The sequence below is a fragment of the Arthrobacter sp. DualSoilB13 genome (assembly GCF_055389195.1).
Genome location: NZ_AP035865.1, coordinates 3,583,249 through 3,602,632 on the forward strand (window position 1 = coordinate 3,583,249; position 19,384 = coordinate 3,602,632).

A 19,384-nucleotide genomic window follows, 5' to 3' on the forward strand; every position below is an offset into this window, starting at 1 on the left:
CCCTCCCCGATCCACCGCTCAGTACAAGCAGATTAATCCAGTGTGGAACAGAGGATTCACGAGTGGAAGCCCTCTGCGCTAGGCTTCCTCGAACCAGCCCCGCGCCGGGTTGGAGACCTCGGGCGCTTCCCGGAAAACGCCGGGCTGCGCCACCCAGCCAACCCCGTTGGCGATGACCTTCTGGATCTGCGGCTGGTGGTACACGGGGTATTCCTGGTCTCCGGGGCTGAAGTAGAAAATCCGGCCCTTGCCGCGGGAGAACGTCACGCCGGAGCGGAACACCTCTCCCCCAGTAAACGAGCTGATGAAGATCAGGTCATCGGGTTCTGGAATGTCGAACAGTTCGCCGTACATTTCCTGCTGCGGAATCACGATAGGGCTCTCAATGCCGGCCGCGATCGGGTGCGAAGGCTTCACCGTCCACACCAGCTCGCGTTCGCCCTCGTTGCGCCACTTCAGCGAGCACGTGGTCCCCAACAATCGAGTGAAGATCTTGGCGAAATGCCCGGAGTGCAGGACCACGAGGCCCATGCCGCCGAGGACATGCCGCTGCACGCGCTCCACTACTTCCTCAGCGACTTCCCCATGGGCGATATGCCCCCACCACAGCAGAACGTCGGTCTGCTCCAGCACCTCTTCGGAGAGTCCGTGCTCGGGATCGGCGAGTGTCGCCGTCGTGATTTCCGAGTCCGGGTAGAAGCCGCGCAGTCCGGCGGCGATGGCACCGTGGATCCCTTCGGGGTACATCTCGCCGATGGTCGCAGGCTCGTTGCGGGCCTCGTGAACAGCTTCGTTCCAGACGACAATCTTCAATTTCGCATCAGACATTTCAGAGCACCACTTCACGTTGTTCGAGGGCGGATTTGTAGCAGGCATCGAGCACCAGGGCCCGGCTGAGGGCCAGTGAACCATCATGGCTTCCCCATACAGTTTCGCCGCCGCGCACGGCAGCAATGAAATCGTCGACGACGGCCTGGTGGGCTCGCCCGGGTTCGGCCACCACCTCAAAGTCGGCGTTCTCGCCGTCCTTCTCCGTGAAGACGTGAACGTCCGCCACCGGGTTCTCGGAGGCGCCCACAGAGCGCAAGTCCGCTCCGCCGTCGGTCCCGTAAACGGTGAAGTCCATCAGGTCCCGCTCGTCGCGGTACGTGGCCCATCCCGCTTCCAGTATCAGGGTCCCGCCGCCTTCCAGCCGGAGGAACGCGGAGGCGAAGTCTTCCACTTCAAACTTGTGGCTGGAGTTCGACGCCGTGTACCGGGCGTTGCCGCCGAGGCCGCGCGGGCCGAGTTCGGAATGGGTGGACGCCGAGACGGCCAGAACCTTGGGCTCGCCCAGGAGGTGCAGCGAGTAGTCCAGGACGTGCACGCCGATGTCAGCCAGCGGACCGCCGCCGGCGAGTTCCGGGTTGGTGAACCAGCTGCCCAGCATCGGAATGCCTTGGCGCCGGAGCCACGATGCCTTGGCGTAGTACGGGCGACCGAGCGTGCCGGCATCGATCACTTCCTTGAGCGCCTGGATGTCGCCGCGGCGGCGGTGGTTGAACGCGACGTCCAGCACGCGGCCTGCCTTACGGGCGGCGTCCACCATCTGCTGACCCTCGACGGCGTTACGCGCCAAAGGCTTTTCGCTCAACACATGCAGTCCGCGCTCGAGCGAGGCAATCGCAATCGGCGCGTGCAGGAACGTCGGCACGGCGACGCTGACGGCGTCGAGACCTTCGAGCTCGATCATGTCTTCCCAGCGGGCGAAGGCGTGGGGAATGCTGTATTCCTCCTTCAGCTGGGCAAGAAGATCAGCTTCCATGCCTGCGACGGCGACAATCTCGACGCCGTCGATGTTGCTGTACGCCTTAAGGTGCTGCTGGCCGGCCCAACCGATGCCCACAACTCCCACTTTGAGGGTTGTGGACGGGGCCTGCTGCTGAATGCTCACGTTGTTCCTGTTCTTTCTGTGGTTACTAGGTTTTGGGGTTAGCCCTTGACGGCGCCGGCCGTCATGCCGGAGACAATTCGCTTCTGGCACACGAGCACCAGGATCACGAGCGGGACGGTGATGATCACCGACGCTGCGCTAATGGTGCCGAGGGGTTGGTCGAACTCGCTGGTGCCGCTGAAGAACGCAATCGCGACCGGCACGGGTCGGGCTTCGGGCGAGGTGGTCAGCGTGACGGCCAGGAGGAATTCATTCCAAACCGAGATGAACACCAGGATCGCCGTGGTCGCCAAGCCGGGGACCGCCAGCGGCAGGATCACCTTGCGGAAGGCGACGAACGGTGTGGCGCCATCCATGTACGCGGATTCCTCCAGCTCACGCGGGATCTCCTTGAAGAAGGACGTCAGCGTGTAGATCGCCAGCGGCAACGCGAACGTCAGTTTCGGGATGATGAGGCCGAGCAGAGTGTCGTACAGCCCGATCTCGCGCCAGATGGAGAACATCGGGGCCGCGATGGCGATGGCCGGGAACGTGGTGACCGAGAGGATCAGCGTCAGGATCATCGCCTTGCGGCGCATCTTCAGCCTCGCCAGCGCATAGGCGGCGAAGGACGCGAACACCAGCGCCACCGTTGTAGTCACGACGGCGATAATCACCGAGTTGCGCAAGGCCAGGAGGAACTCGGGGTTCTGGAAGACCACCAGATAGTTCTCGAGGGTCGGCTGGCTCGGGAAGAGCTCGCCTTGGGACAGGCTCGCACCCTTCTTAAGGGAGGTGTTGACGAGCCAGTAGAACGGGATGAGCGAGAAAGCCATGACGGCCACCACGAACACCCACACCAGGGGATGCAGTTTCGATTCCCCACGCAAGCGACGCTTCGGCGCCTTGCGCCCGGTGGTGAGTTCCGCCGTCGGGCGTTCTGCAATCAGCGTGCTCATTGTTCCTCCTTCGCGACGTCGCGGATGTTGCCGCCGGCGAAGCGGACGTAGATGACCGAGACCACCATGACGGTAAGGAAGGTCAGGATGGACAGCGCCGAGCCTTCGCCCACCAGCCGGTTTTCGCGCAGTTGGGTGTAGGCGAGCATGGACATGGATTCGGTGCCGTTGGCGCCGCGGGTGAGCACGAACGGCAGGTCGAAGACGCGGAGGGCATCCATGGTGCGGAAGATCGCGGCGAGGACGATCGCCGGACGCAACAGCGGCAGGGTGATGTTGACGAAGGTCTGCCATTTGCTGGCGCCGTCGAGTTCCGCGGCCTCGTACGTTTCGGCGGAGATGACCTGCAGTCCGGCCAGGATGATGAGCGCCGCGAAGGGCGTGGTCTTCCAGACGTCGGCCATGACGATCACGGCCATCGCATAGCCGTGCTCACCGAGCCAGACGACGTCGCCGCCCGGCAGCCCCAGTGCGGAGAGGACGTTGGTGACCAGGCCCATGTTGGGCTGGAACATCGTCTGCCAGGTGATGGCGCTGACCACGGTGATGATCGCGTACGGCAGCAGAACCACGGTGCGCAGGACGGCCCGGCCCTTGAACGCGAGGTTGAGCAGGAGCGCCATGGCCGTGCCGAGGACGAGTTCCAAGCTGACCGACAAACCTGCGAAGAGGAACGTCTGGCCGAACGCCGCCCACCACTCTTGGCTTGCCAGGGCGTTGATGTAGTTTTCCAGGCCGACGAAACGAGACAGGCCGGCGGTGCGGACGCTGTACTGGTTCAGCGAGAGCCAGATCGCGTAGCCGATGGGGACTGCCGCGACCAGCGCCATGATGACCAGCGAAGGGGCGGTCATGCGGAACGCGAGTTTGCGTTCGGCGCGGTCGCGGCCGCTTGTCTTCGCTGGGCCGCGGCGGTTCGGCGCGCTGCGGCCCGGTAGGAGTGTCTTGATGGCCATGATCAGAAGCTCGCCTTGGCGGTGGTGATTTCCTCGGCCATCTTCTGCACCGCTTCCTCGGTGGAGGCGGTGCCGGAGAGGACGGCGTAGACGTTCTTGTAGATTGCCTGCGAGATCTGCGGGTAGACCGGCGAGATGGGGCGCGGCTTGGCACCCTTCACCGAGGCGAGGAGTTCGGTGGCGAACGGCATCTTCTGCAGTACCGCGGCGTCAGAGTAGGCAGCTTCGTTGACGGGTGCCTGGGAGTAGTCCATAGCCACGTGCTTCTGCCAGTCCGGGGTGGTGGCGAAGTCGATGAACGCGACAGCCCCGGCCTGGTTGGTGGAGTGGGCCGAGATCGCGAGGTTCCAGCCGCCGAGCACGCCGGAGGCCTTGCCGCCTTCCCATGCCGGCAGCGGCGCGACGCCGAAGCTGGACGCCAGAGGTGTCGCGTTGAGCAGGCGGTACACGTGCGGCCAGTTGCGCTGGTACCCGAAGTCGCCGGACTCGTAGGCGAGGCGAGCCGGGTCTTCGTTGTAGGTGAGGACGGCGCGGTCGGCTGAACCCTTCTTGAGTCCGTCGCTCATGAAGTTGAGAACGTCGCGGGTTTCCTTGGAGTCGATGGTGACCTCGCCCTGATCGTTGAGGACTTCGCCGCCTGCGCTGTAGAGCATTTCGAGGAAGTTCACTGTGAGGCCCTCGTACTGCTTGCCCTGGTAGACATATCCGTTGCCGGGAGCCTTGGCGGCTTCTGCGTAGAGCTGCTGCCAGGACTCGGGCTTGGCCACCTTGTCCTTCTGGTAGTAGATTAACCCGGCGTTGGTGAAGAACGGCGAGCCCCAGTACTTGTCCTGGTACTTGGTGGTTTCCACAGTGGAGGGAATGAGCCGATCCTTGTTGGCTTCCACCAGCTTGGTCTGGTCCAGCAGCCAACCTTGGGACGCGAACTCCGAGGTCCAGATGACGTCCGTGACGAAGAGGTCGCACTCAGTGGACTTGCCTTCGAGCCGCTGTACGATCTGCGTGCGGGCTTCATCCGTGGTGGCGCCGATCTCGGTGTACTTGGCCGTGACCTTGCCGTTCGCCTTGGTGAACGCCTCCGCGGTGCCCTTGTAGATACCGCTCGCGTCCTTGACGCCGCAGATGTTCACGGCACCGCTCGCATTAGCGCCCGACGCCGGGTCGGCAGCTGCCGCTTGCTCGGCACCTTGGGGTGCGGCTCCCCCGCCGCATGCGCTGAGGAGGAGGGCTGCTGCTATGGCGGTCGCCGCTAGGGCTTTTCGGTTTCGGGGGGCTTTGTTCTGGAGCGGGAGAGCAGGTCGGTTCAAGTCCACAAGTGGCTCCTTTGGTGGCTGTGGGTGAGTGGCGTTCAGTGCGCGTTCTGGCTGTCCCGCGTGCTGAGGGTGGCTTCTTTGCCGGTGGTGCAGTGTGATCCATGGAATCGATTCCAAATGTTTCCAAAAGAATCGGCCTTGCGGCCGTGGAATCGATTCCAAAGTAGTGTGACAGGGACCACTAAGGGCTGTCAACCCTCTCTATTTGGTGGAGTCCCGGATGACGAGTTCGTGCGGGAGGAAAGTTCTCCCCGTGCGATGTGAACCCTCGACGGTCATCCGCTCCAGGAGTTCAGCGAACGCGACTCGACCCATTTCATAGGCCGGCTGGCGGACGGTGGTCAGCTCCGGGACGCACATTTCTGCCTGAGCAGAGTCATCGAAACCTGCCACGGCGATGTCTTGTGGAACGCGGAGACCGGCGTCGGTCAGTTCACGGACGCAACCCGCTGCGACTACGTCGGTGCCGCAGAAAACGGCGTCGGGGAGGTTCTTTGCTTCCAGGAGTTTCTTCGTGAGATTGCGGCCGGCGTGGAAGCCGAAGTTGCCTTCGCCGAATAGGATCTGGTCTGGTTCCAGGCCCTCTTCCGCGAGTGCCTGGCGGAAGCCTTCCTCACGCAGTCGGCCCGAGCGGGCACCCCTATGAGCGAGCATGGCCAGCTTCTTGGCACCCGTGTCGATCAGGTGCTTGGTGATGTCGTAGGCGGCTTGGCGGTCATCAATGGACACCCCGAAGGCCGCCTCGGCGTCCACGATTTCACAGACCTGGATCACGCTGAGTTGCTCGGCGACTATGTTGACGTCATCGTCTGGCATCGTCGGCGAAAAGATCACCAGACCGTCCACGGAGCCGTTCCTCAGCATGTCCACGAGCTGCTGCTCGCGATCGAGGTCTCCGTCGGTGGCTGCGATGAGGCTGACATAGCCGCTATCCGCTGCTGCGTCACCGACACCGCGGAAAACTTCGCTGATCACCAGCGAGTCCAGGTTCTTGGCGAGGGCCAGGACGCGCATCGTGCGGTCTCTTCGGAGATCCCTTGCCGAGGCAAGAGGACGATAGCTGAGCTCCCGAATCGCTGCGTTGACCTTCTCCTTGGCCGCCGCACTGACAGCAGGGCTGCCGTTCAAGACACGAGACACCGTCCCCACGGACACCCCCGCCGTTTTGGCGACGTCTTGAACTGTCGGCCGAGCCATTAGTTTGTCCTTCCGCGAGCAGCGACGATGGTCCTAGCCGCCACGTCACCGCCGTACCCACCGGCGTTCCCCAGCATAGCTGGGGTTGGAGGACGCTCACGGACGACGGGCCAGTCGTTCGCCCTACCAATGACAAGAATCAAGGCGGACCCGACTACAAGGTGAGCGCCGATATTGACCTAACGCGGGGGTAGCGCCTTAATCTACCGTCACGGTGTAGGCGCCCTTTGCACTCCATGATCATCTCCTCACGATCCCGCTGCCACGTGAGCGGCGTTCGGCTACCGAGTGTGAGTGGGCAGCTGGACTTCTGGATACGTAGGCGGCAGGGCGACGGATTTGTCTTCCTCCTCGAGCAGACCGAGCTTTGAGCAAGATCACTGTCCTTTGAATGGCTAAAGGCTTCACCAAGACATCTTCGGGCACCTCCACCTGTGAATGGACCCTTGAGCGTCAGGATTGCCTCAGCGACTCTCTCGATTCTGAGTCTCCGAAGCGCGCCCGTCTTCGTTCTCGATAAGACCGTAGGGCGGGTCGTCAGGGTTCTGCGAGTAGCGAACCACGATGTGCCGATCAGCCACCGTCGGTGGTTGGTTGTCGACGAAGACAATCTGGGCCCCTGGATGTGTGGCGAGCCAGCTTGCGACATGGCGGTAGATGTTCTCTACGATGTTGCGGCTACGAGCGGTGATGAGCAGGCCGATTTGGACACCGTCATCGTCGGCCCGTGGATCCTGCGTAGTCGGGACAGTGATAGATCCAGGTACGAGGTTCTTTTGGGGGCTATCAACGATGAGGAATCCGGGATGTCCAGAACCCTCCTCGAATGCCAGCTCGAAAAGTGCGAGCTCCCAGGCGAGTGCGATCAGCGTCATAGCCCCAGAAGAACCGACCTTGTCATATCGGCGCCCCCGAACGAACGGCACGAGGTTCCTTTCAACACGCACGAGATCAACTTTTGGATAGCCGAAGTCTTCGAGGATGTCGTACAAGCGTTTACCGATACGGGCGAGTGTCGTGTCGCGAGGCGTCGCGTTCTGGAGATATCGCCCCTTGCGTGTTCGCGCTTCTTTGAGGGCGGCTGACGTCTGCAGAAGCTCCACTTCCTTTTGCTGAAGTTGCAACAGCATCTGCCGTGCTCGGAGCATCGTCTTAAGCTCGACGCGGGTGTCTGCCACAGACTGCTGAATTTCGTCGCGTTCCATCAGGAATGGCGAGATAATATCGCCGGAGACCCGGTCTAGGGCTGATTGCGCCTCTCGTACAGCTGCGTTGGCGACGCTCAGGTTCCTCCGCAGCTTGTCGCCCTCGGCTCGCACTTCTTGAGCGAACTCAAGGAGCTGATTCAAGCGACGCACAAGACTGCGTCGTTCCGTGCTCAGGTCGGGAACACTCTGGCCATTGGTGAGGTCTGCGGTCAGGTGCGAGTGGCACAGCGAACATTCGTTCTCGACGACGCTGGGCAGCGATTGGAGCTTACTCTGGCAGGCCGGGCAGGTCACCACATTCAGCGAGTCGAAGAGGTTCAGCGATTCAGCGACAAGATCGAGCCGTCGGATCTCGTCCGCATACTGAGCACGGAGGGGTTCAAGCCGCTGTGAAAGGGTGTCCCGGTCTCGCAACTCGGCCTGGAGGAGCTGCGCGTGCTTCTCGCTCCTGGAGTAGTTTGCACGTAGCTCGGCGGTGAAGTCTCCGCGGGCGGATATGTTGTCGTCTATGGCCCGCTTCTGTGCGTTGAGCTCTGCTACCCGGATTCTGAGCCTGTCCGATTCGGAGTCTATCTCCTCGATGGTGGTGAATCCCGCATCGGTCATGAACGTCCGAAGCGTCTGGACAGCACGTGCGAGCTCCCGCTCCTCTGCGCCGAGTTCTTCGACGGCCCTGGACAGCGTCGACTGCTCATTGTCCGAGACACCGAAGAGAATATTTACGACTTGGTTGAGCTTGATGGATCGGTGCGGTTGCCTTTCGTACGCAAGGTCCCCGTTGTCGAGTCGCCGGTTCGTGAGAAACCAAAGAGGCTGCAGGTCCCTGAAGCTCAGTGCGCTGGTTTTCGAGTCCGCTTGAGACGGCGACTGGTCCAGGCGTAGTCCGCTGAGACCGCACAACTGCAGGAGATAATGGGACAGTGAGTCGGCGTCGGCGGGGTCGGAAGTGAAGGACCGCACCGGCGTGCCAGACATCGTGTCAAGGTTGCCGGTGTAAAGGTAGGCACTCGTTGCCTTCGAGCCAAGTGACCGCTCGATAACGTACTGTGCTGTGTTAGCATCGCCCGGTCCCGTGACATCAATTGCAAGCTGAGCGGATCGTACGTTCGCCATCACCTCATCATGTTCGGGATGCTCTTTCGCGCCAAGACACCAGTCGACAAACTCCAGCACGGTGGTCTTACCAGTGCTGATCTCACCAGCTATAACCGACAGGGGCCGGACCCGACCCTCCTCGTGTTGGTCTGTGAAGTCAACGCGGTACGAGTGGTTTGGGCCGACCAAGCGGAGGGCTCGTAGGTTGAAGGCGGGATGATTCGTCATTGGGTCGTCGTTTCCTAGAAGAGCATGTCGCGCGAGGCGAGCCCGGAGGCCTCAGCCTCGAACTCGTCCATTGTTGGACTGTCAATGAGGTCGAAGAGTACTGGGTCCACGCGAAGCCATGTTTGAAGGTGCTCGCGCATCTTCGCTGAAGAAAGCTTCATCACGATTGGAGTAACGGTCGCAACACTGAGCCGGAATGCGTCGGCGTAGACGGAGCACAGACTGTCCGCTGATTGCTTCCCCAATTCGGTAACGGTGAAGACCCTCTGCCCCTCGTGGACTGTGAGTTGCACAAGCCCGAAGGCAACCAGCTGCGCGACGTCCGATACCACTCGTTCCCTCCGCGAAACGAAACGCTGACTCGGCGAGGCGTAGGTGATGGAGTGGCGGCCGAATCCTTGCAACCGTAGCTGATTAGAAGCGGGAGAATCTGCGCCCAACACGAGGAACGGATTCGCCGACAGAAACTCAATCACCGAAAGCCGCTCGAGATCCAGCTTGCTATCCTTAGCCTTTGCGCCCACCAGAACGAGGATGATCTGCGCCATCCGAAATGCGGGTATGGACTCGGCGCGAAGAGTGGAAGCTGCTTGCTCGGTGGGCTCAGCCTGGGCGCTCACGTTTCCTCCTCTGTTCCTTCCTCGTTGTTTGGCTCGAAAGCGGTGCTCGGGATCCTCGAACGGTGGTCCTTGGCCACATCACGCCAGTCCCTAACCCAACCAGCGCGGCCATTGTCTACAGCTTGATGCAGAAGGCCGACGCCGTGAAGGACGTGCGCACGGAGGCTGGCGGCCTCCTGCGAGTGGCTTGTTTCGATGGCTCCAATTACATCGCCATACAGTTGCGGGAAATGCCGGTCCGTCGACATCTGACATGCCGTGTTGAAGGCTGTCGACCAGGTGGATGAAACCCGCACACGCCATGTCGAGAGTGCCGCGACTTCGGGCCGGACACCCTTGTCCACGACCTCGCGCTCTAATATCTCCGCATTGAAGAACGCCTCTCGAGCAGCAAAAGTCTCCGGCAATCCGGCTTCGTCCATCTGCCGCACAAAGAGGGCGCCATCATACTTGGTGTCGTCGACTAGTTCTTCGAGTCCGCGCGGCTCCTCAACGTCAGAGGTTTTCTGCGGCAGCGGAAACAAAGGCGAGAAGTAGTGGTTCCGAACGTCCGCCGCGGCCGTAGCCTGGAGTAGTCGCCGCAGCCGCCCTGCAGTCTGGAGGTCCAGCGTGAGGGTGTCTGTTTTTGAAGTTCGCTTTTTCCATCCTTCCCACCACGTAAGCATCGGACCATCCAATTCGCAAGGGACGCAGAGCGTCCAGGAAGCGATCCTGTAGCCGTTATCGGTGGCAGCCTTTTGTGCCGACTTGTACGATTCTCGAACGTCGCCCTGCTGTGTGCTGCCGAACCCGTCGATAAAGTACTTCGACTGCCAGATGTGGACTTCACCTTGTTTTCCGAGATCGCCGATGTAGGCGTCGATGCCCCAATCGCCTGGGTTAGCTTGAACCTCTTGGACATCGGGGTGAACTATCCCAACAATGTCTGCAATAAGTCGTTCAAAGGCTTCGCGAGCACCTGCAGGGCCGGCGAATCGCGTTTCAAGGAAGCGGAAGTCGATATCGCCGGAGCCCACCACAACTATTTGCTCTGACAATCAGCCCCCAATCCCCGTTCGGTAGCATCAGCATATCCACTATGTGTTTGACCGCATATTCCGGGTGCACGTACCCCCTCGCGTTGCGGTCGAACCCACACTTCAATCGACGTTTCGAACGTAACCGCAGAATGAGTGGCCGCTCAGGCGGGGCTTTCGATCAGCACGGTGAACGACAACTCCAAGAGGGTCGGCACGGCCATCTGCGAGCCGAGGCTCGACTTCGAACGCGCCCTGACTGGATGAAATCACCTGCGGAGGGGGCGGTTGAACTCCCTGCCAGGTGAAAGATCGTCTAACGAGCACCTGACGGCCGCAGAACGTGCACCCGTGTGCACTCTTTGATTGGTCCGCGTGGCTCGTGCAACCTGTCTCGTTTGAGCCAAAAGACGTGCGACGGCCACGACGGCGAACCTCTCGCGCTGTGGAGCTTCAATCCTATGGATTCAGTTTTCCTACGATCCTGTCCAAAAGGACACAAGCAACTGATCGGATCAAGCTGGGCTGCAGCTCTTCCCTCATGCAAAGCTGCTTGCAGTCCTGAACCGGCAAAGTGATAAGCAGCTCTGGTTTTTGCTGGTCGAGGGACTAATCTCTTCAGATTAAGATTGACTATCCGAGACGGTTTCGACACGGTTTATAACGGATTGTTGGGGAAGTACAATTTGGGGTGCTATTCATGATCACAACGTCTGCTCTGCGGCTCCTGCGCGCAGAAATCATCGAGGATGACGGCACCATTGTCGACGTCGATTTTGCGTCGGAGCCTGGCCCTGAGTCGTGGACTACGCTCATAACCGGCCGAAATGGCTCAGGGAAGTCGCGGCTCTTATCCGCCATAGCCTTAGCGTTCGACGCTCTCGACGGGAACAAGCCACGACGCACTGTGAATGCGTCCGTCGAGTACATGCTCAACGGTCACCTATGCGCGATTCACATCGAACGGAAAATGGCTTCCGGCTTCCTCGACGGTAGGGAAGTCCCGCTTGACCTGTTGCCACGGCCACGGGCGGTAGCGGCGATTACCGCAGGCGCCTTCGATAAGTTTCATCTTCCGATCTCCCAGAGCTTGTTTGACCCGTCCCGCCAGCGCACGGGGTTGTACCGCTACCTCGGACTAAAGGATCCTCGCGGGCGAGTATCGACGAAGTCCGGCGTATTTCGTGCACTTGATAATCTTTTCGAGGCCACCAGACTCAACGCTCAACGTAGAGGGCGCATAGCTCGCGTGTTCGAATACCTTGGCTATAAGCCGCAGGTAGAGGTCCTCTACCGATGGACCAAGCGTGGCCGGGCGTTCTTGGAAGCAGGCGCCAATAAGGGACCAACCGGTTACCGCATGTTTCTGGAGAATGAACGCGCTGAGCGATCTAGTGATTTGCGGCCCATCCTGGGTAATTACTTCTTTGAGGAGCCGTCGGCCATCAGCCAACTGGGACGGGCGGCCGACTATCTCATGGGTTTGGGCGACGGCAAGACTCTTGCCCTAATGGCTGAGTTTTCAACTCAGCAGTGGTCGGAAGATCCTACTTTTCAACAAGCTCAACAGCTCTCTCGCGCCCGCCTCATCGAAATGCAGGAAGTAAGGTTGCGGAAGAAACTGACTGGCGCGATTATCAACATCGAGGATGCAAGCTCGGGTGAGCTTGCGCTCGCTACGGCGATGCTTGGAATCGCGTCATCCATTGACGACCACAGCCTTATCCTGATCGATGAGCCCGAAATCAGCCTCCATCCCGCGTGGCAGGCGGACTACCTGCGGCACCTGTCAGATATTCTGGGGGCTTTTCATGGCTGTCACTTCGTTCTCGCGACCCATTCAGCAACACTCGTCTCGGGTGCCCCTCCCGAGCAGTCAAGCGTTGTTGATATCGAAACGAGTGGAGGTGGTGGGGAGGTCATGTCTGGCAAGTCGGCTGACGAGGTACTGGTTCGCACCTTTGGCGTTGCCCAAGATGGCAACCTTTATCTTCGTCAGCTTCTGGTCGAAGCACTGCGGCTCGTCGCCGATCGGGATACCAATGAGAAGCGGTTCGTGGATATCCTGACAGAACTTCAGGGCATAGCGGGCACTCTGCCATCCACGAGTCCGGTGCGACAGTTAGTGGCGGACCTAAGTCACGCACGTCCCACACGTAACGGTGCCATCGCATGATCGCCCAGCCTGCACCGTTTTCCCCAGAGGATTTAGATGCTATCCGAGCAGTATCGGGTGGCCCACTTACAACGGGCGCCTGGGCTGATACCCGTGTCGCCGATCTGAAAGCGCGGGCAAAGAAGCATTATATTAAGGAGCAGAAAAACCGGTGCTGCTACTGCGCTGAGCAATGGCTAACGGAGAACGGCCGCGTGTGGGATCTGGAACACGTCGTACCGAAGGCAGTACATCCGCACTTCATGTTCGAGTCGCGTAACCTTGCCGTCGCCTGCCCAGACTGCAATATTGCCAAATTAAATGCAGATACTTTGACCGACCCGACGGTTACCGACTACCCAACGTCTCCTACTTCATATGTAATAGTCCACCCCCACTTTGATCGTTGGGAAGATCATCTTGAGAAAAATGGGCTCGTGTATAGCCCAATCAGTGAAAAGGGCACTTGGACGGTGAAGCACTGTAAACTTGGACGCTTTGCCATGAAGTATATCGATCCAATGGACGAAACAGACCCATACGATCGAAGATTTGAGTCGGCTATCGATGCCCTCACTGGAAATCACGTCACAGCGCAGGCGGCTATTGGACGGATCCAGGCCTACCTGGCTGCTGTTGCGGGAACAACACTTCCGTAGCGACGGGATACTAGCTTTCGTACAGACGATGAGTCGACGTTGCATAGTCTGGCTCCTGCCGTCGAGAACAAGCCTTCATTGTCATCGTAATCACGACGCTAGCTCTTTAATCTACAGAATCAGCCCCAAGTGATCGATTCATGGGACGGCTAGGGCATTGGGTGTAGAACGTGAGCCTCAGACGAGTGAAACCGCCCCATCGTTCGTGTTGAAGCAGAGAGTCAATTCCCAGGGGACTCCTTCGCAAATGGAGAGAGATTCGTTCATAAATTCATGACACGAGAGCAGTCCGGTAAGCAGTTGTCGGGATCGTGCCCGCTCCGGACATTCCCACCCCATCCCTTCATCAAATGCAACTAGGGACGCCTTGCCCGTGCTACCAGTGCATGCTGGGCGATTAGTCGGAGGAGGTCAATGTCCGGGCCCAAAGCTTCGACTTCCGAACTGGAAGGTAGAAGCAGCTCCTCGCCCTGCCCGGACCCGTCCTGCTTAGTGTGAACCACTCTGCAACGGATTTTGTACAACCGCTCAGACACCTGATCCCTAAGATCTGCGTGCTCATCCTTGAGTTTTATCGGCGTTGCACCACGAATCTTCTGTTTGCTTGCAGAAAAGTGTTCCGGGTACGTCTCTTCTGACTCGATGAAGGCGCGCAGGTCAGCCGAATCGATTGACGCACGAAGAGTCGCTCGAAGTTGCTCACGCTCCCCGATGCCAGCCTTTACTGCGGGGGCAGCCAGATTGATGAGCCGGTTGATGTCAGCCTCACTGGTCGGGCTAAATCGAGGGTTCAGCAATGCAGATCTCATAGAGTTCACAGTGGCTTCTCTCGCAAAAACAGGAAAGAAATACTCTAGGCACTGATAATAGGCAAGAAACTGCAAGAGTGGAAGTCCACTGGCGCTCCTCCCGTATTGGTAAAGAGCTAGGGCCTCTTGGGAGTATTCATTCTGAGGAAAATCAGGACCATGCTCAACCGGCTTCTGCCTCCTGGTCCGGGTTCTATTTCGCCTGCGCGAAAGAGAGAGAGCTATTCCATAACGCACATCTAGATCAAATATGAAGGCATTGCCAACGCTTGTTAGAACAGAAAGAGCCCTCTCGTGACGGTGTACATCATAGCCTTGAATTTTGAGCGTGTAATGCCTCCCACCAAAGACGGCCGCAGAAAGCTCGGAGGGCGGTGAGATCTCTACGCTCTGGTTACCGGACTCTACGCGAAGGCGCCAATTGGTCGGCCGACGCGGAGGAGAAATCTCGACGTCATCATCAACATCCAGAGTACTCTCGGACTCTGAATCGAGAACTTCCGCTCCAGGCAAGTCCCAAATAGCAGTCCTAAAGAGGGGACCGTTGCGCGCATCTCCGCTCATTAGCAATACCTCAATCGAACCCTGCGAAGTATCAACAAGGCCGGAATATTCGCCCAAAGCACGAATGCAAGAGAGATCATATCTAACTAGTGTTTTGACACTGTGTCGAAATAGGTAGAATCGCTGAGTGTCTCGGCCAGCCGGGAGATGGATTTCTATATACCCGAGGTCATCATCATCTTCATCATCTGACTGTTCTCGCGGAACAAACTTTGCTTGAATATTTGCAGCGGTAGCCTTTTCAACTAGTTCTTCAAAGACGTCGCCTTCGCCGTGACTTTCTTGCGATTCTATGCTAATCGGGTTTACCATGAATGAAATATAGCTGACAGCCTCCTTGTGTTCCTAATCGGAAGCCCTCATACATTGCGAGTCAGGACTCCGCCTGAAGACTCGATCGGAAAGACTCCGATTCTGGCATGAAGTCACTTTTGAATTAGAACCACGAACGAGCTATGCGCCTAAATGCGATTGTTCAGCGTGTCATAAAACCCCACTAGACGAGGTCGGGCTCTGACTCGCGCCTTCGGAATGAGTCCGTTCTGTGCATCCCAAATAGAACCAGATCGTCCGCTTGAGCGTCGTCGCAGATCCGGCGGTGCAGTGCCACTGCCGCAGTCAACATGCACTACGGCAAAGACTCGGCGAAACGCCTCGCGCGCGCAAGTAAAGCGACGCATTTGGCCCCTCAGCACACCCTGAATAGACGGCACAGCACGTGATCTTTAGACCGCTGGCTCCACCCCACCGGCTGCACAAGCATCGACCTGACCTCTTCCCCCGAGCTAACCAAATCTGGAGAACGCGCCTGGTATCCCAAACCCCCAATCTCCCCACCCACCCCCTTGACTCCCACCCCCACCTTCCCTAAACTTTTCATAAAGCAGAATCTAAATTCCACAAAGCGGAAACTGAAGCCAAGCACCAAGGCAGCAGCCAAGCAACGGAAGATAGATCCAAGCCCCTCCTCGGAAGGACCTACGATGACGTACACAGTGAACTGCTCCATCCTCCTGACGGAGCTGCCCTTGCTCGAGCGCCCCGCCGCCGCGAAGGCAGCCGGTTTTGACGCCGTCGAGTTCTGGTGGCCCTTCGAAACCTCCGTCCCCACCGACGCACAAGTAACCGAGTTTGAAACCGCCATCAAGGACGCCGGCGTACAGCTCACGGGCTTGAACTTCAACGCCGGCAACATGCCTGGCGGCGACCGTGGCCTGGTTTCCTGGAAGGGACGTTGCTCCGAGTTCAAGGACAACATCGACGTCGTAGCCGGCATCGGTGAGCGCCTCGGCTGCAAGGCCTTCAACGCCCTCTACGGCAACCGCCAGGATGAGTTCACCCCTGAAGAGCAGGACGAACTCGCGGCAAAGAACCTCGCTGCGGCAGCGGAAGGCGTCGCCCGCATCGGCGGCACCGTCCTCCTCGAACCGGTCAGCGGCGCACCCAAGTACCCGCTCCTCACCGCCGAAGACGCCCTCAAGGTCATCGCCCGAGTCAAGGCAGAATCCGGCGCCCAGAACATCAAGCTCCTCGCCGACTTCTACCACCTGGCAGTCAACGGCGACGACGTCGAATCCGTCATCGAGAACCACGCCAAGGACTTCGGCCACATCCAGATCGCCGACAACCCCGGCCGCGGCGCTCCCGGAACCGGCACCCTCCCCCTCGGCGAATGGATCGCCCGCAGCCGCGAACTCGGCTACGACGGCTACATCGGCCTCGAGTACAAGGAACCGCAGGAATCGGCCTTCAGCTGGGCCATCCGCCAGCGCGCCAACGCCAACTAACAACGACGGCGGCACTCGCCAAAAGCGGCTGACTCACCAAACAGCACACCTGAGCTAAAACAGACTTTCAGAAAGAGAACCACAATGAGCAACGTTGCAGTCATCGGACTCGGAATCATGGGCCTCCCCATGGCCATCAACCTCGTCAAGGCCGGCCACACGGTCACCGGTTTCAACCGCAGCCAGGACAAGATCGACAAGCTCGTCTCTGAGGGCGGCCAGGGTGCTACGAGCATCGCGGACGCTGTCAAGGACGCCGACGTCGTCATCACCATGGTCCCGGACTCCCCCGATGTTGAGGGTGTTGTCAGCGGCAAGGACGGCGTCTTCGCCAACGCGAAGAAGGGCACCATCTGGATCGACGCATCCAGCATCCGCCCGGACGTCGCCAAGCGCCTCTCCGACGACGCAGTAGCAGCAGGCATCCGCCCGCTCGACGCTCCTGTGTCCGGTGGTGAACAGGGCGCCATCGACGCCGTCCTGTCCATCATGGTCGGCGGCGAAGCTGCAGACTTCGAGGCAGCACAGGATGTCCTCAACGCAGTGGGCAAGACCATCGTCCACGTCGGCCCGTCCGGCTCCGGCCAGACCGTCAAAGCAGCCAACCAGCTGATCGTAGCCGTCAACATCCAGGTCCTCGGCGAGGCCATCGCCTTCCTCGAGGCCTACGGCGTAGACACCGACGCAGCACTGAAGGTCCTGGGCGGCGGCTTGGCCGGCTCCAAGGTCCTCGACCAGAAGGGTCAGAAGATGCTCGACCGCAACTTCGACCCCGGCTTCCGCCTGGCCCTCCACCATAAGGACCTCGGCATCGTCACCTCCGCAGCCCGCGAAGCCAACGTCGCTGTCCCGCTCGGCGCCGTCGTCGCCCAGCTCGTCGCCGCAACCGTCAACCAGGGCGACGGCGGCCTGGACCACTCGGGCCTCTTCAAGCAGGTCCTCCAGCTCAGCGGCCGGAAGTAAGCACCCCGGCAAAAGCCGGACAGAAACGAAAAGCAGGGAACCCGCCGTCGTACTTAAACGACGGCGGCTCCCTCACCACACCCAAAAACACCACAGACTTCGCCCGTCAGGGCAAAAAACAAGGAGTACACCATGGCAAAGATGCGCACCGTTGATGCGGCCGTAGCCATCCTGGAAAAGGAAGGCGCAACCGAAGCTTTCGGTCTGCCCGGCGCAGCGATCAACCCCTTCTACTCAGCAATGCGTGCCCACGGCGGCATCCGCCACACGCTGGCCCGCCACGTTGAAGGCGCCAGCCACATGGCTGACGGCTACAGCCGCGCAGCTGATGGCAACATCGGCATCTGCATCGGCACCTCGGGCCCCGCTGGCACGGACATGATCACGGGCCTGTACGCAGCCCAGGCAGACTCGATCCCCATGCTCTGCATCACCGGCCAGGCTCCGGTTGCCAAGCTGCACAAGGAAGACTTCCAGGCTGTGGACATCGAGTCCATCGCCAAGCCGTTGACCAAGTTCGCCATGACCATCTTGGAGCCGGGCCAGGTTCCCGGTGCGTTCCAGAAGGCCTTCCAGCTGATGCGTTCGGGTCGTCCGGGTCCGGTTCTTTTGGACCTGCCCATCGACGTTCAGATGGCCGAGATCGAGTTCGACATCGACGCCTACGAGCCCCTGCCCATCGAGAAGCCCAAGGCTTCCCGCAAGCAGCTGGAAAAGGCACTGGACCTGCTGACCGCAGCCAAGCACCCGCTGATCGTCGCCGGTGGCGGCATCATCAACGCCGGCGCTTCGGCCCAGCTGGTTGAGCTGGCCGAGATCCTGAACGTTCCTGTGATCCCCACCCTGATGGGCTGGGGCGCCATTCCGGACGACCACCAGCTGATGGCTGGCATGGTTGGCCTGCAGACCTCGCACCGCTACGGCAACGAGACGTTCCTGCAGAGCGACTTCGTGATCGGCATCGGCAACCGTTGGGCCAACCGCCACACCGGTGGCCTGGACACCTACATGGCTGGCCGTAAGTTCGTGCACATCGACATCGAGCCGACCCAGATCGGTCGCGTTTTCTCCCCGGATTTGGGCATTGCATCCGACGCCGGTGCGGCGCTGGACGGTCTGTTGGAGCTGGCTCGCGAACGCCAGGCTGCAAAGACCCTGCCGGACTACTCGGGTTGGGTTGCCGAGTGCCAGGAGCGCAAGGGCTCCCTGCACCGCAAGACCAACTTCGACAACGTGCCCATCAAGCCGCAGCGCGTGTACCAGGAGATGAACAAGGCCTTCGGCCGCGACACCACCTACGTGTCCACCATCGGCCTCTCGCAGATCGCCGGCGCACAGATGCTGCACGTGTTCGGTGCCCGCAAGTGGATCAACGCAGGCCAGGCCGGCCCGCTGGGTTGGACCGCTCCGGCAGCACTCGGTGTAGTGAGGGGAACCCCGGATGCCACCGTTGTTGCCCTGTCCGGTGACTACGACTTCCAGTTCATGATCGAGGAACTGGCTGTAGGCGCACAGTTCAACCTGCCGTACATCCACGTTGTAGTGAACAACAGCTACCTGGGCCTGATCCGTCAGAGCCAGCGCGGCTTCAACATGGAACAGAACGTTTCCCTGGCCTTCGAGAACATCAACTCGACTGGGCTCTCTGCGAACGCAGCGGGCTACGGCGTGGACCACATCAAGGTTGCCGAGGGCTTGGGCGTCAAAGCCATCCGCGTTGAGGACCCGAACGATCTGCCTGCCGCTTTCGACAAGGCCAAGGCACTGATGGGCGAGTTCAAGGTTCCCGTGGTTGTTGAAGTGATCCTGGAAAAGATCACCAACATCTCCATGGGCGTTGAGATCAACGGCGTGAACGAGTTCGAAGAGTTGGCAGAGACCGCGGCGGACGCACCCACCGCGATCCTGACCAAGGCCTAGAGAAAACAGTAAGGAGGCACCGG

General features: G+C 60.0%; 15 protein-coding genes. 5 read left to right on the plus strand and 10 right to left on the minus strand.

The genetic code is table 11. The features are described 5' to 3' along the window. Window positions 1-78 precede the first annotated feature (78 nt). The 9 genes from ACZ5J0_RS16500 to ACZ5J0_RS16540 form a co-directional block, all read right to left on the minus strand. The gene (locus tag ACZ5J0_RS16500; protein ID WP_142937918.1) at window positions 79-828 is read right to left on the minus strand and encodes a ThuA domain-containing protein; all 750 of its coding nucleotides are present in this window, start codon (window positions 826-828) and stop codon (window positions 79-81) included. 1 nt (window position 829) lies between these two features. Beyond that, window positions 830-1,933, minus strand: a complete 1,104-nt coding sequence (locus tag ACZ5J0_RS16505; protein ID WP_464093580.1) for a Gfo/Idh/MocA family protein — start codon at window positions 1,931-1,933, stop codon at window positions 830-832. A 38-nt stretch (window positions 1,934-1,971) separates the two neighbouring features. Continuing rightward, on the minus strand, window positions 1,972-2,871 hold the full coding sequence (locus tag ACZ5J0_RS16510; RefSeq protein WP_011776118.1) for a carbohydrate ABC transporter permease: 900 nt from the start codon (window positions 2,869-2,871) through the stop codon (window positions 1,972-1,974). Next, complete coding sequence (locus ACZ5J0_RS16515; RefSeq protein WP_464093581.1) at window positions 2,868-3,827, minus strand: carbohydrate ABC transporter permease; 960 nt, start codon at window positions 3,825-3,827, stop codon at window positions 2,868-2,870. Before ACZ5J0_RS16515 ends, ACZ5J0_RS16510 begins: the two co-directional genes overlap by 4 nt. 2 nt (window positions 3,828-3,829) lie before the next feature. After that, window positions 3,830-5,140, minus strand: a complete 1,311-nt coding sequence (locus tag ACZ5J0_RS16520) for an ABC transporter substrate-binding protein (protein ID WP_464093582.1) — start codon at window positions 5,138-5,140, stop codon at window positions 3,830-3,832. 201 nt (window positions 5,141-5,341) lie between these two features. Beyond that, entirely contained in the window at window positions 5,342-6,337 is a 996-nt protein-coding gene (locus ACZ5J0_RS16525; RefSeq protein ID WP_464093583.1) for a LacI family DNA-binding transcriptional regulator, read from the minus strand. A 464-nt stretch (window positions 6,338-6,801) separates the two neighbouring features. Then, window positions 6,802-8,868, minus strand: coding sequence for a hypothetical protein (locus ACZ5J0_RS16530; RefSeq protein ID WP_464093584.1), 2,067 nt, complete (start codon window positions 8,866-8,868; stop codon window positions 6,802-6,804). Window positions 8,869-8,882: 14 nt separating this feature from the next. Further along, complete coding sequence (locus ACZ5J0_RS16535) at window positions 8,883-9,488, minus strand: hypothetical protein (RefSeq protein ID WP_464093585.1); 606 nt, start codon at window positions 9,486-9,488, stop codon at window positions 8,883-8,885. After that, window positions 9,485-10,507 carry a hypothetical protein gene (locus tag ACZ5J0_RS16540; RefSeq protein ID WP_464093586.1) on the minus strand — a complete coding sequence of 341 codons (1,023 nt, stop codon included), beginning with the start codon at window positions 10,505-10,507 and terminating at the stop codon, window positions 9,485-9,487. Before ACZ5J0_RS16540 ends, ACZ5J0_RS16535 begins: the two co-directional genes overlap by 4 nt. Window positions 10,508-11,204: 697 nt before the next feature. Here ACZ5J0_RS16540 and ACZ5J0_RS16545 point away from each other — a divergent pair. After that, window positions 11,205-12,680, plus strand: a complete 1,476-nt coding sequence (locus ACZ5J0_RS16545; RefSeq protein ID WP_464093587.1) for an AAA family ATPase — start codon at window positions 11,205-11,207, stop codon at window positions 12,678-12,680. Further along, window positions 12,677-13,318, plus strand: coding sequence for an HNH endonuclease (locus ACZ5J0_RS16550; RefSeq protein WP_464093588.1), 642 nt, complete (start codon window positions 12,677-12,679; stop codon window positions 13,316-13,318). Before ACZ5J0_RS16545 ends, ACZ5J0_RS16550 begins: the two co-directional genes overlap by 4 nt. A gap of 356 nt (window positions 13,319-13,674) precedes the next feature. Here the strand turns inward: ACZ5J0_RS16550 and ACZ5J0_RS16555 are convergent, their stop codons facing one another. Further along, window positions 13,675-15,003: a hypothetical protein gene (locus ACZ5J0_RS16555; protein ID WP_464093589.1), complete on the minus strand. Its 1,329-nt coding sequence runs from the start codon at window positions 15,001-15,003 to the stop codon at window positions 13,675-13,677. Window positions 15,004-15,674: 671 nt separating this feature from the next. Between ACZ5J0_RS16555 and ACZ5J0_RS16560 the strand changes: the two genes are divergently transcribed. The 3 genes from ACZ5J0_RS16560 to gcl all read left to right on the plus strand — a co-directional run bounded on the left by ACZ5J0_RS16560 (window position 15,675) and on the right by gcl (window position 19,361). Beyond that, window positions 15,675-16,478, plus strand: coding sequence for a hydroxypyruvate isomerase family protein (locus tag ACZ5J0_RS16560; protein ID WP_089596273.1), 804 nt, complete (start codon window positions 15,675-15,677; stop codon window positions 16,476-16,478). A gap of 84 nt (window positions 16,479-16,562) precedes the next feature. Then, a complete protein-coding gene (locus tag ACZ5J0_RS16565; protein ID WP_039242966.1) occupies window positions 16,563-17,441 on the plus strand; it encodes a 2-hydroxy-3-oxopropionate reductase in 879 nt (292 codons plus the stop codon). A gap of 132 nt (window positions 17,442-17,573) precedes the next feature. Further along, complete coding sequence (gcl, locus tag ACZ5J0_RS16570) at window positions 17,574-19,361, plus strand: glyoxylate carboligase (RefSeq protein ID WP_464093590.1); 1,788 nt, start codon at window positions 17,574-17,576, stop codon at window positions 19,359-19,361. Window positions 19,362-19,384 lie beyond the last annotated feature (23 nt).

Coding starts and splice junctions, on each gene's coding strand:
- ACZ5J0_RS16525 (WP_464093583.1), bottom strand. CDS start 6,337: ATGGCTCGGCCGACAGTTCAAGACGTCGCCAAAACGGCGGGGGTGTCC.
- ACZ5J0_RS16565 (WP_039242966.1), top strand. CDS start 16,563: ATGAGCAACGTTGCAGTCATCGGACTCGGAATCATGGGCCTCCCCATG.
- ACZ5J0_RS16545 (WP_464093587.1), top strand. CDS start 11,205: ATGATCACAACGTCTGCTCTGCGGCTCCTGCGCGCAGAAATCATCGAG.
- ACZ5J0_RS16515 (WP_464093581.1), bottom strand. CDS start 3,827: ATGGCCATCAAGACACTCCTACCGGGCCGCAGCGCGCCGAACCGCCGC.
- ACZ5J0_RS16510 (WP_011776118.1), bottom strand. CDS start 2,871: ATGAGCACGCTGATTGCAGAACGCCCGACGGCGGAACTCACCACCGGG.
- ACZ5J0_RS16550 (WP_464093588.1), top strand. CDS start 12,677: ATGATCGCCCAGCCTGCACCGTTTTCCCCAGAGGATTTAGATGCTATC.
- ACZ5J0_RS16560 (WP_089596273.1), top strand. CDS start 15,675: ATGACGTACACAGTGAACTGCTCCATCCTCCTGACGGAGCTGCCCTTG.
- ACZ5J0_RS16500 (WP_142937918.1), bottom strand. CDS start 828: ATGTCTGATGCGAAATTGAAGATTGTCGTCTGGAACGAAGCTGTTCAC.
- ACZ5J0_RS16555 (WP_464093589.1), bottom strand. CDS start 15,003: ATGGTAAACCCGATTAGCATAGAATCGCAAGAAAGTCACGGCGAAGGC.
- gcl (WP_464093590.1), top strand. CDS start 17,574: ATGGCAAAGATGCGCACCGTTGATGCGGCCGTAGCCATCCTGGAAAAG.
- ACZ5J0_RS16530 (WP_464093584.1), bottom strand. CDS start 8,868: ATGACGAATCATCCCGCCTTCAACCTACGAGCCCTCCGCTTGGTCGGC.